General features: G+C 31.4%; 7 protein-coding genes. 6 read left to right on the plus strand and 1 reads right to left on the minus strand.

Going from position 1 to position 16,164, the window contains the following annotated elements:
- The first annotated feature begins 242 nt into the window (after positions 1-242).
- Entirely contained in the window at positions 243-1,745 is a 1,503-nt protein-coding gene (locus tag HMPREF9630_RS07985) for a Na+/H+ antiporter NhaC family protein (protein ID WP_009527991.1), read from the plus strand.
- 337 nt (positions 1,746-2,082) lie between these two features.
- Here the strand turns inward: HMPREF9630_RS07985 and HMPREF9630_RS07990 are convergent, their stop codons facing one another.
- Entirely contained in the window at positions 2,083-6,009 is a 3,927-nt protein-coding gene (locus HMPREF9630_RS07990; protein ID WP_009527992.1) for an S-layer homology domain-containing protein, read from the minus strand.
- 659 nt (positions 6,010-6,668) lie between these two features.
- Between HMPREF9630_RS07990 and HMPREF9630_RS07995 the strand changes: the two genes are divergently transcribed.
- From HMPREF9630_RS07995 to HMPREF9630_RS08015, 5 genes are all read left to right on the plus strand, one after another.
- On the plus strand, positions 6,669-8,606 hold the full coding sequence (locus HMPREF9630_RS07995; protein ID WP_009527993.1) for an N-acetylmuramoyl-L-alanine amidase: 1,938 nt from the start codon (positions 6,669-6,671) through the stop codon (positions 8,604-8,606).
- Positions 8,607-9,374: 768 nt separating this feature from the next.
- A complete protein-coding gene (locus HMPREF9630_RS08000) occupies positions 9,375-10,205 on the plus strand; it encodes a diaminopimelate epimerase (RefSeq protein WP_009527994.1) in 831 nt (276 codons plus the stop codon).
- Between the two features lie 189 nt (positions 10,206-10,394).
- Positions 10,395-11,720: a Na+/H+ antiporter family protein gene (locus HMPREF9630_RS08005; protein WP_009527995.1), complete on the plus strand. Its 1,326-nt coding sequence runs from the start codon at positions 10,395-10,397 to the stop codon at positions 11,718-11,720.
- A 397-nt stretch (positions 11,721-12,117) separates the two neighbouring features.
- Positions 12,118-13,662: a histidine ammonia-lyase gene (hutH, locus tag HMPREF9630_RS08010; protein ID WP_009527996.1), complete on the plus strand. Its 1,545-nt coding sequence runs from the start codon at positions 12,118-12,120 to the stop codon at positions 13,660-13,662.
- Positions 13,663-14,157: 495 nt separating this feature from the next.
- Positions 14,158-16,152 (plus strand): methyl-accepting chemotaxis protein, encoded by a 1,995-nt coding sequence (locus HMPREF9630_RS08015; RefSeq protein ID WP_009527997.1) that lies wholly within the window; start codon positions 14,158-14,160, stop codon positions 16,150-16,152.
- Positions 16,153-16,164: the final 12 nt, after the last annotated feature.

A 16,164-nucleotide genomic window follows, 5' to 3' on the forward strand; every position in this document is an offset into this window, starting at 1 on the left:
ATTAAAAATATTGTATGACGTAAACTCTATTATAATATAAAACAGATAAAATATAAACAGTATTTTAGTAATATATCAACAATTATTTATTGAAAAAATCAAAGAATTATAGATTTTTATGAGCACTATAGCTGAATTCACATATATTTTACTTGACACATAAATATATTTTATGTATAATAGGACAATTATTTTTTTTTAAAAGGTAGTATTAATTTTATTTTTAAGAAGGGATGATTTTTATGGAATTTGGAGTTTTATCAATAGTACCTCCTCTTGTTGCCATAATACTTGCTCTTATAACAAAAGAAGTTATATCATCACTTATGCTCGGTATATTTGCGGGTGGACTTATATTTACCGGTGGAGATATACTTAACACTTTTCAGACGATATTTGAGCTTATGGGAAACAAACTTGGTGAGAATGGCTTGATGATTTTGTTTTTGAGTTTACTTGGAGCATTAGTTACTGTTATGAACAGGGCAGGAGGCTCTTTTGCCTATGGTAAATGGGCTGGTGAAAAAATCAAAAGCAAATCTATGGCGAAAGTATCTGCCGGTATACTTGGAATACTTATATTTATAGACGATTATTTCAACTGCCTTACAGTAGGAGCGGTAATGCGTCCTATAACTGACAAAAATAAGGTATCTCGTGCAAAGTTGGCATATATAATAGACTCTACTGCAGCGCCTGTATGTATAATAGCTCCGGTATCAAGCTGGGCGGCATCAGTTGTATCCAATATAGGAAGTGCCAATGTGGACAACCCTATGGGAGTGTTTATATCTACCATACCGTTTAATCTTTATGCACTGCTTACAATATTTTCTGTATTTTTCTTTGCATTGGTAGGTTTTGATATAGGACCTATGGCATCTCTTGAAATGGATGATACATCTGCAAATGATGTTATGATAGATGATGGTGAGCTTAAACATAGTGAAAAAGGAAAAGTAATAGATTTGATATTACCGGTTGCTGTACTTATAGTTGTTACAATATTCTTTATGCTTAGAACGGGCGGATATTTTGACGGTTCAAATCCTACATTAAAAGATGCTTTCGGAAATGCCTCTGTAAATATATCACTTGTACTTGGTTCTACTATTGCTTTGGTTGTCGCATTTTTGATGTATATTCCGAGAAAACTCTTGGCTTTCAGAGAGTTTATGGAGTGTATAACTGAAGGCGTTAAATCAATGGTAGGTGCGATGATAATCCTTACTCTTGCTTGGACAATAGGTGGAATAACAAAAGAAGAATATCTTAACACAGGCGGATTTGTGGCACATCATCTTGCAAGCAACAATATTCCTATATGGATATTCCCTGCCATAATATTTGTAGTTGCGGCATTTTTGGCATTTTCAACAGGAACGGCGTGGGGAACATTCGGTATACTTATACCTATAATAGTTCCTATAATAGTAAATATGGATGCTATGAGTCATATATCAATCATACTTGCATCAATATTTTCAGGTTCAGTATTCGGAGATCACTGCTCGCCTATATCAGACACTACCATATTGTCTTCGGCAGGTGCAAACTGTAATCATATAGACCACGTTTCATCACAGTTGCCTTATGCGTTTGTTACGGCTATTGCGTCATTTATAGGATTTATAATAGGCGGATATTTCAACAATGTTATAGTTGCACTTGGAACAGCGTTGATATCACTGCTTATATTAATATTTATAGCTAAGAAATTAACATATGATAAACTAAAAGTGTAATTTAGTAATACAAAAATTCAATAGAGAAAGAGAAAATAGTATTGTGTAAGTTTTATAAACTATGACAATATTTGTGGACTTTCATATAAATCATATATAATACTATTGAAGATTAGTATTATGCTATTATCTATTTAAAATGCCACGTATTTTTTATATATGATTTGTTTTTTAATCTTAGCAATTGTTCTAATTGTTTTAGATTTTAAATGGCTTTTTAAATCTGGTTTTAGTATTAGATAACAGCGTAAAATTATGATTATAAAAAATAGAACTCTTGATAATTTATCAGGAGTTCTATTTTTTGTTTATTTTTTAAGGATAGATTGAAAACTGTTTAATTCTTTAATTTTATTGTGTATTCAGAATAAGTGTTTTGCTCATATAAATTTCCTCTTATTCTTATTTTCATACCATTTTCTAAGCGTTTATGAGGATTTTCGATTAATCTTCCGTCTTTACCGTATACGGTAACATATGGTGTAGTAAGCATTTTACGAAGCGGGGAATGAATAGTTAGTGCTGCTGAAAAATCTTTTAATACTGCGCCTTGTGGGACATCTTGTATCTCGTTTCCTACCATTTTTCCAAATATACCGCCGTTTTTAATCTCGCCTATGTTTAGTTTTCTGTGTACAGCTATGACTTCTTCTTGGTAATTTGAATTTTTTATTGTTAGTTTTATTTGATTTCCATCCAATTTATCTATATCCTTCAGTTCTACTTCATACTCTTTATTAGGAGCTGATATAATTTTGAATTCTTTTTTAATATCTTTCCAAGGATGATTTCCAAACCAACCTTCTATTTTTATATCGCTATCAGTTAGTGATGTATTATCTAATACTTTTATCTTTAATTTTGTAGTATCTTTTTTATATGCTTCACCATCTTGTGATATATCGAATTTTTTATCTATTACTTTTAATGTTCCGCCGGATTTAACCTCACGAGTTGCAACATATTTTCCGTCACCTTTTACTTTTACGCTCAGAGATTTTCCTTTATCTTCTTCTTTGACAATATAAGTTCTCTGATTTTCGCCTGCTATTTCTTGCTCATTTCCATCATTGTCTACTCTGTACCATCTATATGTTACATTGTCATACTTATAGTCTGCGCTTATATCTTCAAGTGATTTCTTTCCGTCAGGTAAAAATTCTACAAGAATTTTAGCGGTTAATTTATCACCTACCTGCGGTGCAACACCTGTCTTGCTAAAACTTACGGAATCAATATTTTCTTTTATTGTTATATGGTATTCAACACTTTTTTTATATATGTGTGAAAATGCAGCTTTAGGCTCAACTGAAATATAAAAACCGTCATCTAAATGGCTGTTTTTATCAACGTCTTGACCGCTATTTTTTACTGATATGTCGAAGCTGTTTGTTACGTCTTGATTTTCTGAAATAATCTTAATTTTATTTTCAAAGGCACCTACTGTTATCACTCTGTCGGCTATTATTGTGAATTTATCTATGGAATATGATCCTGCCGTTAATGTCCACTCTTTTCTTTTAGGAATGTTTACATTGACATTTGTCAATCTTGTGCTTGAATATGCTGCTAATTTGCCTGTTGAATTGTCAAATTCGTACACTGTAAGGTAGTAAGGCTTTTGTTCAAATTTATCAACTATATCTTTGCAACGCTCTTCAGTTATATCAATATCTTGTCCTGCAGGTTTAAGCATATCGGCTGTTGTTAAATCAATTAAATTTACTCCTGATGATACACTTCCTCCTTTAGGGATATTTTGCATATTATCTGTAATTGAATATTTAAAATTGACTTGTGCTTCCAATGTATTGGAAGTTGTAACAGATATATTGGTATGGAATATTTGGCTTGCCGGTTTGATTGTAGTTTTCAGATACATATCCAACTTGTTTATTTTTTGTGTAGGTGTACTTTCTTTTTGTCCTTGGTAATTACCTGTTCCGTTTACTACTACTCTTATATATTTGTCTGCATCGCTTTCTGTAAGTGTGTATACACTTTGTGTAGCATTTGGTATATCTGTGTAATTTCCGTTTCGTTCAGTTGCTATCTGCCATTGATATGTTACTGTTGCGCTCTGTGGTTTTACTTTTGCTTTAAGTGCTTCTCCCACTGTTTCATTTCCGTCTATCTCTACTTCTGTTACAGTAATTTTTTCTATTTCTATAGGAGTGCTTTTTGCACTTCCTGTGTAGCCGTCTTTTCCTGTTGCCACAACTCTTATGAATTTACCGGCTTGGTCTTTTTTTACGGTGTAACTGTAACCTGTTGCATTAGCTATATCTGTATACTCGCTGTCATTCGCATTTTGTTTATCTGCTATTTGCCACTTATAATCCGCTCTTGCATCAAGCGGAGATATATCTGCCGTAAGCTCAGAATTTACTTTTGCAACTCCTGATATTGTTACGCTGTCTATATTTTTTTGTTGTGAAGGAGGTTGAGTCATTTTTTCTATTTTATATCCTTGGCTTTCTTTTTCTCCTGTATAGTTGTTTATTCCTTTTACTACCACTCTTATATATTTTTCTTGCTTATCTGCTGTTACTTTATATGTTTTATCTGTTTGTCCTGCTATATCTTGATATCCTGCATTTTGATTATCCGATACTTGCCATTTGTATTCTACATCTGCTCCGGCAGGTGTAACTTCTGCTGTTAGGATTTCGTCTACTTTTGTATTTCCTGTTATTGATACACTGTTTATATCTATCTTCATTTTTTCTATTTTTCCGACTTTTTCTTTTACTTGTGCGGTTGAGTTTACATTTAATCCTATAGGTGTATCTGATTTGTTTTCTATCTTATCTACTACAGCAGTTCCCTGTACATTGATTGATACTTTTTTATTAGTTTGTGAAGGTACTTCTATGTTTTCAACTTTTATATCTTTTATATTTAATGCTGATTGTGTTTTTATTGTTTTTATTGTTCCTTGTCCTGATATGGTATTTGATGTTGAGTTTATATCCGGTGTAAATTCGTCTATTGTTGTTTGTGAATCTTCCATCTTTATATTAGAAGTTTGTTTAGTTGTTTTTACTGTTTTATATTCGCCTTTTAGCTTTACTTCTTTATCTGTTGCTATAGTAACTGTAGGTGATTGATTTTGTGAGTTTGTAGGCACTTCTATTTTTGCACTGCTTTGTACGTTTATATTGCCTACAAAGTCCAATGCTTTGAATGTGCTTGATGCAACTCTTAGTATATTTACATTTTCTGCCTGAAATTGTGATTCAACATGTGCATTAGGTGCATCTATTGTGAGTGTGTTAAGAACTGTTCCGCTTGTGCCGATACCGTCATCATTTAGTTTTATACTTGTTGTATTAGGTGCTGTAAGATTGATATTATCAAGCCCGTCTTGTGTATTATTTATAGTTATTTTAAGTTCTTCTTTAGGAGCATAGTTTAAATCTACATCTTTTTCTATTTTTCCGTCTACAGTTATGTCGTTATAACCGTCTTTTAATGCTTGCACCAATTCTTGCGCATTTTTTACCGTTTTTGCTCCACGTGCTTTTTGAATTGAAGGTGTGCTTGACGTACCGCCACCGCCTCCTCCACCGCCGCCTGATGATGTTGTTTTCTTTTGTTCAGTTTTTTTAACTTCTTCTTTCTTTTCATCATCTTTTTTTGTGTCTTGTTTCATTTCGTTTTGTTCTTTTTGAGTAAGAACTTTATCCAATATAGTAACGGCTTCCGCTCTTGTAAGTTTGTTGTTTGCCGCAAATGTATTGTCCGGGTAACCTGACATATATCCTTTTTCTATCATTAATGATACTGAACTTTTCGCCCAAGCTGGTATTGTATTTATGTCACTGAACATCAGTTGTTTGTCTGACTTTTCATTCAGTATGTTTGCTATAAATACTGCCGCCTCCGCTCTTGTAAGTGTGGTGTTAGGCATAAACATATTGTCTGGAGTTCCGTTTGCATATCCGTTTCCTACAGCTATTTGAACATCTTTGTAGAACCAATCCGTTTCTTTTACGTCACTGAATTTCACTTCACCTTGTTTAGTAAGCTTCAAAGAAGTGTTAAGTATGTGTATAAACTCTGCTCTTGTTACTTGTTTGTTCGGCTTGAATGTTCCGTCCTGATATCCTGCGATAAGACCTTTTTCTTGCCAAGAAGTTATAGTTTTTTCAGCCCAGTGTCCCTTGGTATCTGTTGATATTGCGTGTGAAGGTATAGCCGGTATGGTAAGTGACATAGCTAAAGCTATTGAAAGCATCTTTTTAGCTTGTATTCTTTTCATAAATTAAATTATCCTTTCAGATTAAAATATATAATAAAAATTAAACATCAAAAAAATATTAGACTTAATGCCTATAAATAGACTATGTGTTTATAAATTAAAGACATATAATTAAATATTGCGAAAATAATTATTTAGAGAAATCATTGTGGTATATATCTTTATATTTTTGGTGTTTAGAATTAAACTGAGAAGTATTTTACCAAAATTTCACATTATAGGCAATAGTTTTTACAAAAATAATTTATATTTTTATAAAAACTATTGAATAAAGATTAGTCTATATACCTAAAATAATAAGGTTTATGCGGTTTTTATTTTATAAAATATATTGGAGGGATTTTATATAAATTTTAAATTGTATTGTGAATTAATTGTAAAAATAATTTTAACGTATCTTAATTTAATAGGGGTTAGTATCACAAATATAATTATTGAATTTTTTGTATATAAACAGATATAAATAAGTTTCATAATTATTTCAAATTATATTGATTTTTAAATTTTTAATAGTATAATGTAAAAGCTGAATATTATTAAATTTATATTGTAATAAAATTAAAAGATAGTTACATATGTTGCAATATAATGTATATTGTTTTAAAATTTTTAAAGCTTTAACTTTGATATAAATTGTTTTTAATTTTTATAAATTTGATGTGGATTGTGTATATGAAGTGTTTATTCCGGGAAAGGAGATAATTACATATAGATGTAATTTTGTATATAGTATGAAGATAAAAAATAATGTGTTTTTTTTGATGTGTTTTTTATTTTTGAATTTTATTGCTTTAACTTCAAGCTATGCCAAGTTGCCTATAGACTATGATAATTTTACGGTAAACGGTAAGATTGTAAAACTTCCTATAGCTGAGCTTGTTATAGACGGTCAATACATAAATAAATCGACTGTAGGAGTAGATCCTGTTACTATTAATTCAAGAACTCTTGTGCCCGTAAGAGCATTATCCGAGAAATTGGGTTATCACGTTACATGGCTTGAAGCGGTGCAAAAAGTAACTATAGAAAATTCAAACAAGAAGATAGAATTATTCATAGGAAATGTGAATGCCAAAATAGATAATAAAAATGTGACAGTTACAGATTCTGTTGCACCTATGATAATAAATAACAGCACTTATGTGCCGATAAGGTTTGTAGTAGAAAATATGGGACTCTCTATAGATTATGACGCAAAACAAAATAAAATTTCTTTAAATTCAAATGGTTTGGAGGAACTTTTATTCGACGAGAAAACTCAATTATCTCAAGAAAAAAATATAGTGAATAATTCCAACGAAGATTTGTCTGTCCCAAAAGATGTCGATAGATTTATAACTCCTGAAAAACCGACAGCTCCGACTAAACCGACAGTTCCGGAAGTTCCAAGTGTATCTGATGACAGCAATAAAGCTGATGCAAGATATGAAGTGGGTTTGGATTTTTCTGCTTTGAATGGCGAAGTTTTAAAAGTTGTACAAAATGATGGCGAATTGGATGTAAACTATTTTTATCTTACTGAACCGAAAAGACTTATTATAGATGTAAAAAATGCTAAATTAAATGCCTATGAAAGCGGAGAAAGAAAATTAGACGGCAAAATATTTTTATCATCCACTGCTTCATATGATTCAAATAGCAATTATACAAGATTTTCAGTGGTTTTAAATGAAGATGTAAATAATAATGAAATTAAAATATTAAAAGACAAGAGTGCATTGAAGGTTGAAAAAGTGACTGTGATTAAACAAGGCGAAGAATTTAAGTATGAATTTGACCGAAAAACAGGAAGTATAAGTGTAACAACATCAAAAGAAGAAACTATTCAAAATTTGTCATCTGACAGCAATATGCTTGAATTTAATATAGCAAAATACAAAATAAAACTGAACACAGGTGATTTTAACATATCCAACAGATTGGTAAAGAATATGACAGTTTCAGAAGAAGGCAATAACTATGTCATTAAAGTTGCATTAGGCGATAGAGTTACAGCGGATATAAATAAAATTTCAGCTACTTCAACTATAATAAAACTTAAAAAACAAGACAGGCAAACTCCACGAATAGTTTTAGATCCCGGTCATGGAGGCAAAGATGCAGGTGCTATAAACAAAGAGTTTAATATAAATGAGAAGACACTTAATATTCAAGTTGCACGCAGATTGAAACAAAAACTTGTAGACGCCGGTTATGAAGTTTTTATGACAAGAGAGGACGATACATTTGTACCGCTAAATGACATAGCGAGCTTTTCAAACAGTAAAGATCCGGATATATTTATATCAATGCATCACAATTCAGCAGATAGTAATTCGTCAGCAAGCGGTATAGAGAGTTTTTATCACATATCATCAGACAGCAAACAGTTGGCGCAAATAATTCAAAAACATCTAATATTATCATCTAAAGCGGTTAATAGAAATATTAAATCCATGCCGTTTGTTGTTATAAAAAAGACAACATCACCGGCTATATTGGTAGAATTAGGCTTTATGTCAAATAAAGCAGAAGTACAGAAAAATATGTCACAGGAATATCAAGAGTTACTGGCAGACGCAATTTTATCCGGCGTAAATGAATATTTTGGCAGATAAAAATGGATGTATTGTGGATACCATATCTAAATGGAACATAGATGTTTTTTGATATAATGTCAGAAGATATTTATCCGCAAAACAATTTAAGCCTATCTTAATTAAATAAAGCTTAATATAGGTTTATAAAAAGTATTTCATAAAAAATCTTTCTGAAACTATTTCGGAAAGATTTTTTTATTTTTCAAAATTTTTAGAATATATCAAAATGCAGTAAACGCAAAGAATAGAAAATATTTTATCGAAAATATAATAAACAACACAAAAATATATTAAAAAAATAAATTAGACGTTCTATTGACGAAATTTAATTTAATGATATAATTATCTCCGAACATTGCAAACATAGACACATCTGATATTCTTTTTATTTTTAACAAAAAAAGTATAATATTGTTTTTTTTAAAAGCATATGACAAAAATATAGTTTATTATTTAACAATATGTGATTTGAATGTATAATATTATATATTGCTAATTGTAACACACTTGTAATAATCAAAACGTATTAATTATGTAATTAGCAACAATAAAAATAGTTAAAATATATTAAAAAAAATATTTGCTGATATAATATATATAAAATGTGTTATAAAAATATTTTTTATGATAATATTATTGTATAAGCCTTATAAAAATATAAAATAAGGAAATTGTTTTTTATTTTTAAAATAGACTTTTATTAGACGTAATTAAAATATAATTCTAACTACATAATCTTACACAATTGTTTTATACATTTTTTACGAGTGAATATAGGTGATTTTTATGAAACTCAATTTTGTGAAAGTAAATCCTGTAGAAAATATGACGGTATTTATATCGAATGAAGTGGATAGAAATAGTCATATTGAAATTTCAAAAAAACTTATGGATTACAGCAATATTTATGCTGAGCAAGTAGGATTTATCGAAAAACCTGCATATACATATGATGATTCCTGTAAGGTTAGATTGCAGATGATGGGTGGGGAGTTTTGTGGAAATGCCACAAGATCTTTAGGAGCGTATTTAGTGCATAATAATCATGAGAGCGTAAAAAAAGCGGATGATAAATATTATGTAAATATAGAAACTTCCGGACTTAATCAGGTGCTTACTTGCGAGGTGGAGAAGGTAAACGATAATACTTATATGTCGAAAGTTGAAATGCCACTTATTATAAGGAAACCCAGAGAAATTATCCTTAAAGATAAGTATAAGCTCATAAGGACAGACTTCAGCGGAATTACTCACTTTATAGTAAACTCGGCTGATGTGGAAGATAAGGACTTGCTTTTTGATATCGTGAAAACTTATATTGAAGCTGAGGAATATGAAGCATTCGGTATAATGTTTTATGACTTTGAAAAAGAGTATCTGGAACCTCTCGTGTATGTTAAAGCTACTGACAGTTTGTTTTGGGAAAGGAGTTGTGCTTCAGGCACATCGGCATTTGGAGCTGCACTCACATATATAAAGCAGGAAAACCTTGTTATAGATGTAAAACAGCCCGGAGGAATACTTAAAATAGAAACTTGCTTTAGCGAAGGGGATTTAAAAAAGATAGTATTAAACGGTGAAGTTGAGATAGTAGCTCAAGGTACTGTCTATGTATAATTTTGAAAGTACTGCTGATTTCAGCGTATTTATATATTATAGTTAAGGTTTTTTAAATATGATTTGATAGACTTTTTTAGGTTGAAAGGTATTTTTTATATGAATTTTTATATCAAAGGCGTTTAAAAAATCAAGCTAAAAAATCTGCACAATATATTGTGCAAAATATTAATTTTAGGAGGTTTTGATATGTTATTATTTAACCCTGTTGTTATATCGGTTATTGTAATGTGCGTACTTTGCTTGATCAAACTTAATGTACTTCTTGCAATATTAGTATCAGCAGTAGTTGCAGGTGTTGCAGCGGGAATGCCTATTTATGCACCCGGAGCTGACAACAACATAATTGATGTACTTATTTCTGGTATGGGGGGAAACTCAGCGACTGCACTTAGCTACATATTACTTGGAGCATTCGCAGTGGGACTTGCAAAATCAGGTCTCGGAACAATATTATCAGTAAAATTATCAAAGGTATTATCAGGTAAAAAATTCTTTATGATTTTTGCTATAGCGGTTATATCTTGTTTTTCACAAAACTTGGTACCTATACATATAGCGTTCATACCTATATTGATACCACCACTACTTGGCTTAATGAATAAGCTTAAAATAGACAGAAGAGCTATGGCTTGTGCACTTACATTTGGACTTAAAGCGCCATATATAACACTACCTGTAGGATTTGGTCTAATATTCCATGAGATATTGGTAAAAAATATTTCTGAAAACGGAGTAGAAATATCAATATCTGATACACGTTCAGTTATGTGGATAGGTGGATTATCAATGTTGCTTGGTTTGATATTCTGCGTTTTTGTACTATACGGAAAAGACAGAGAGTATAAAGACCTTCCTATAATGGGAGCAGAAGATGCACCTAAGGATGTTGTAATGACTAAAGAAGCTTGGGGAGCATTAGCAGGTTGTATCGTTACAGCAGTAGTTTCAATATTTACAGAATCACTTCCTTATTCAGCTATTGCAGGTCTATTCGTAATGGTTGCTACAGGTTGCGTAAAATGGAAAGATATAGATGAAGTTATGAACGGCGGTATAGGAATGATGGGATTCATAGCTTTCGTTATGTTGGTTGCATCAGGATATGCTACTATACTTAGACAAACAGGAGCGGTTGAAGAGCTTGTTACATCGGCAGCAGCTTATATGCAAGGTTCAAAAACGGTAGCAGCATTTATAATGCTTATGATAGGTCTACTTATAACAATGGGTATAGGTACATCGTTTGGTACTATTCCAATAGTTGCAGCAATATATGTACCGCTTTGCAACCATATGGGATTCTCACCGGCATCTATAATATTACTTATAGGTATTGCAGCAGCACTTGGTGATGCAGGTTCACCGGCATCAGACTCAACACTTGGACCTACATCAGGTCTTAATGCTGACGGACAACACGAACATATATGGGATACATGCGTTCCTACATTTATAGCTTACGACATACCTTTAGTAATAGGTGGAGTTATTGGAGCTACAATATTTGGATAATATATAAAAACTAAATATATAGCCTATTTATACAAATAGGCTATATATTAAAAAATACATCAGAAAAAAATTGGTAATACAGGATTTGCTCATAAAACTTTGAATTTATGCAGTTAAATTATATGGAAGTCTTAATTTTGAATAAACTGTAGTAGATTTGTACACATAAATTTATAAATTTTATAGAACAAATGGATAAATTCTAATCAGAGATATTTTATACAAGTTTTAAATAAAAAATTAAATATAAGGATTCAATTTATATAAATATATTAGGGTTTTGATATTGCCTAATATCATTTAGTGTGTAAAAAATATTAATTTGAAAGCAATACATGCTTAAATTTAAGTATGGTTTATATAAAAATTTCTTAAATATAAAAAGGAGAACAATAAGATGAAAGAGTTTAAAGAAATTGTACTTACAGGTAATGACCTTACACTTGAAGAATTGGTCGCAGTTACAAGACATAATGTAAAAGCTGTTTTAAGTGAAGAAACAATAAAAAACATAGAAGACTCAAGAAAAATAATAGATGATATAGTAGAAAATGAAAGAGTAATATACGGAGTAACAACAGGATTCGGAGAATTTTCAAAAGTAAGCATATCAAAGGAAGACTGTAAAACTCTACAAGAAAATCTTATACGTTCACATGCTTGTGGATATGGAGATCCGCTCACTACAGATATAGTAAGAGCTATAATGCTTACAAGAGTAAACGCATTGTCAAAAGGATACTCAGGAATAAGACTTATGACTGTTCAAACACTTCTTGCTATGCTTAATAAAGGCGTTCACCCAATTATACCTGAAAAAGGATCACTTGGAGCATCAGGAGACCTTGCACCTTTAGCACATATGGTACTTCCTATGCTTGGACTTGGAGAAGCTGAATATCAAGGAACTGTTATGACAGGTAAAGAAGCTATGGAAAAAGCTGGAATACCTACAATTCAGTTGGATGCAAAAGAAGGATTGGCTCTTATAAACGGAACACAAGTTTTAACATCAGTAGGAGCATTAGCGACTTATGACGCAATAGAATTATTAAAAGTTGGAGATATAGCAGCAGCACTTTCATTAGAAGCACTTAGAGGAATAACAGATGCATTTGATGAAAGACTTCATGTAATAAGAAATCATCATGGACAAGTAGTAACAGCAAGAAATATGTTAAAATTAGTAGAAGGTAGCACATACACTACAAGACAAGCTGAACTTAGAGTACAAGACGCATACTCACTAAGATGCGTACCTCAAATACATGGAGCAAGTAAAGATACAATAGCTTATGTAAAATCAAAAGTAGAAATAGAGCTTAACTCAGTAACTGACAATCCTATAGTAACAAGAGAAGGCGACGTAATATCAGGCGGAAACTTCCACGGAGAACCTATGGCACAACCATTTGACTTCTTAGGAATAGGCGCTGCGGAAATAGCAAACGTATCAGAAAGAAGATTAGAAAGATTAATAAATCCACAATTAAATGATCTTCCTGCATTCTTAACAAAACACGGTGGACTTAACTCAGGATATATGATTACTCAATATGCAGCAGCAGCATTAGTATCAGAAAATAAAATACTTGCTCATCCTGCATCAGTAGATTCAATACCGTCATCAGCTAATCAAGAAGACCTTGTAAGTATGGGAACAATAGCAGCAAGAACAGCAAGAGATATAGTAAGCAATGCAAAAAGAGTATTGGCTACAGAATTAATGGCAGCTTGCCAAGCTATAGATTTCAGAGCTGACAAAGGCTTCAAATTAGGAAAAGGAACACAAAAAGCTTATGATGTAATAAGAGAAGCTTCTAAATTCATCGAGGTGGATACAGATATTCAAATGTATCAAGAGTTAAACAAAGTAACAGAAGTAATTACAAACGGTAAATTATTGGAAGCGGTAGAATCGGCAGTAGAATTAGAATACTAAAATCGGTATATAGGATAACTCATAAATAAAAAATGCGACTATTTTCAATATAGGAGATAGTCGCATTTTTGTAGTTTAACATTATATAATATTAATTAGTGTTTAGTATTAAAGAATATTGGCTATAAAATATATTGCTTTTTAAAATCTTTTTAACTAAAAAATAGTTAATTTATACTGGACTATATTTACTAAAATTGATAAAATATAAAATGGATTTGTTTAATATAATTTTTGGGTTTATATTAAAAATAGTATTTAAGTTTTCAATAATATTTTTATACTTATTTTTGTTAAAATTTTAAGATTAATATACGATATAATAATTGTATGCATATTTTTGTAATTCTTAAAAAATTGTTCAGCATTAGTATGAAGAAAAAAATATAGGTATAGTTCTTTTTACATCTAAAAGAATTTTACTATTGAGTTTTGTACACAACTTGGTTTTACATAAAAGTATATTTAAATTTATTTTTAGAATAGGAGATTAAAATGAAATTAAGAAGTAAAATGTTGGCATTTATAGGATTGCCTGTATTATTTGTATTATTGATACTTTCGGTTATATCATACAAATATTCAGACAGCTTGTTAGTGAGTGAATCGGAAAATTCGATGAAAATGACAGCAGAAAAATATGGCTCAGATATAGAAACACTAATACAAAGCAAAATAGCATATGTAGATGTAATATCATTGGAAATCTCAAAAATGGTACCTGAAGAAAAAGAACTTATAGAAGATTTAACTTACTATTCACAAAAAGTTCCTGGTACATTAGGATTTCTTTCAGGCTTTGAAAATGGGAAATATTATGACGGAACAGGTTGGGTGCCTGATGCATCATACGACCATACAACAAGAGAGTGGTATAAAGGAGCAATAGGTAAAAATGTCGCTTTTATATCAAAACCGTACACAAATGCTTCAGAAGGTGCAATGGTTGTAACAATAAGTGAGGGGATAAACCCTTTAGACTCTTCAAAACCTAAGGGAGTAGTAGCGACAGATATATCAACAAAAGAATTAGTCGAAATGGTAAACAGCATAAAGATAAAAGACACAGGAGCAGCATTCTTGTTAGACGGAGACGGAAACTTTATGGTGCACTCAAAATACACACTTACAGACAATATAGCAACAGTAGAAAACGGAGCATTACAACCATTTATGGATAAATTTTTAGACACCGAATCAGACTTTTTTGAGGCAAAAGTAGGAGGAGTGCAAAGATTTTATTTCACATACCCGATAAAAAACACAAGTTGGGTATTAGCCCTATCAGTACCAAAAGCAGAAGTATTAGAAGGCTCATCAACATTAGGTAAATTTATGCTATTAATAAGCATAATATCACTGATAATAGTAATAGCAGTAATATACTTAGTAGCAAACTCAATAACAATACCAATAATAAAACTAAGCGAATGCGTAAAAGGAATGGCAGAGTACGATTTAACCCTAACAGAAAAATCAGCCTCAGTAATATACTCAAAAAATAAAGACGAAATAGGAATAATATCAAGAGCCTTAATACAAGTAAAAACAACAATGAAAGAAATAATGACAAACGTAAACGATTTGGCAAGTCAAGTATCAGCCTCATCAGAAGAATTAACAGCAACAAGTGAACAATCAGCCCAAGGAGCAGAACAAATATCAAGAGCAATAAACGACATATCCCAAGGAGCAATGACCCAAGCAGAAGACATGCAAAGAGGAGCAGAATCCATGGAAGTAATGGAAAAAGCCCTAAAACAAACAGAAGAAATAATAGAAAAACTAAACCAAACAACAAAACAAGTATACGAAGCAAAAGAAAACGGAATGACAGCCCTAAGAGGATTAATAAAAGCAACAGAAGAATCACAAACAGCAGCAGGAGGAGTAGCGCAAGTAATCCAAAACACAAACGAAAGCGCAATAAAAATAGAATCAGCAAGCGACATGATAAAATCAATATCAGACCAAACAAATCTGTTAGCCCTAAACGCAGCAATAGAAGCAGCAAGAGCAGGAGAAGCAGGGAGAGGATTTGCAGTAGTAGCAGAAGAAATAAGGAAATTAGCAGAACAATCAAACACATTCACAGAAGAAATAAAAGAAATAGTATCAGAGCTTACAGAAAAGACAGGACAAGCAGTAGAGACAATGGAGAAAGTAGGAAAGATAGTAGAGCAGCAATCAGTAAAAGTAGAAGACACAAGAGAACAATTCAACATAATATCAAAAGAATTAGACAACAATAAAGAAGCAGTAGAAAAATTAAATGAGTCAGGAAAAGAATTAGAAAAGACAAAAGAAAGTCTGATGGGAATAATAGAAAGTCTATCAGCCCTATCAGAAGAAAATGCAGCATCAGTACAAGAAACATCAGAGACAGTAGAAGAACAGACAGCATCATCTGAAGAGATAGCAGCATCAAGTGCACACTTAGCAGATATGGCACAAGAGATGAGTGAGATGGTAGCTAAATTTAATCTTTAAAAAAATTTTACA

Origin of the sequence: Peptoanaerobacter stomatis, from assembly GCF_000238095.2 — a bacterium.
GTDB lineage: Bacteria > Bacillota > Clostridia > Peptostreptococcales > Filifactoraceae > Peptoanaerobacter > Peptoanaerobacter stomatis_A.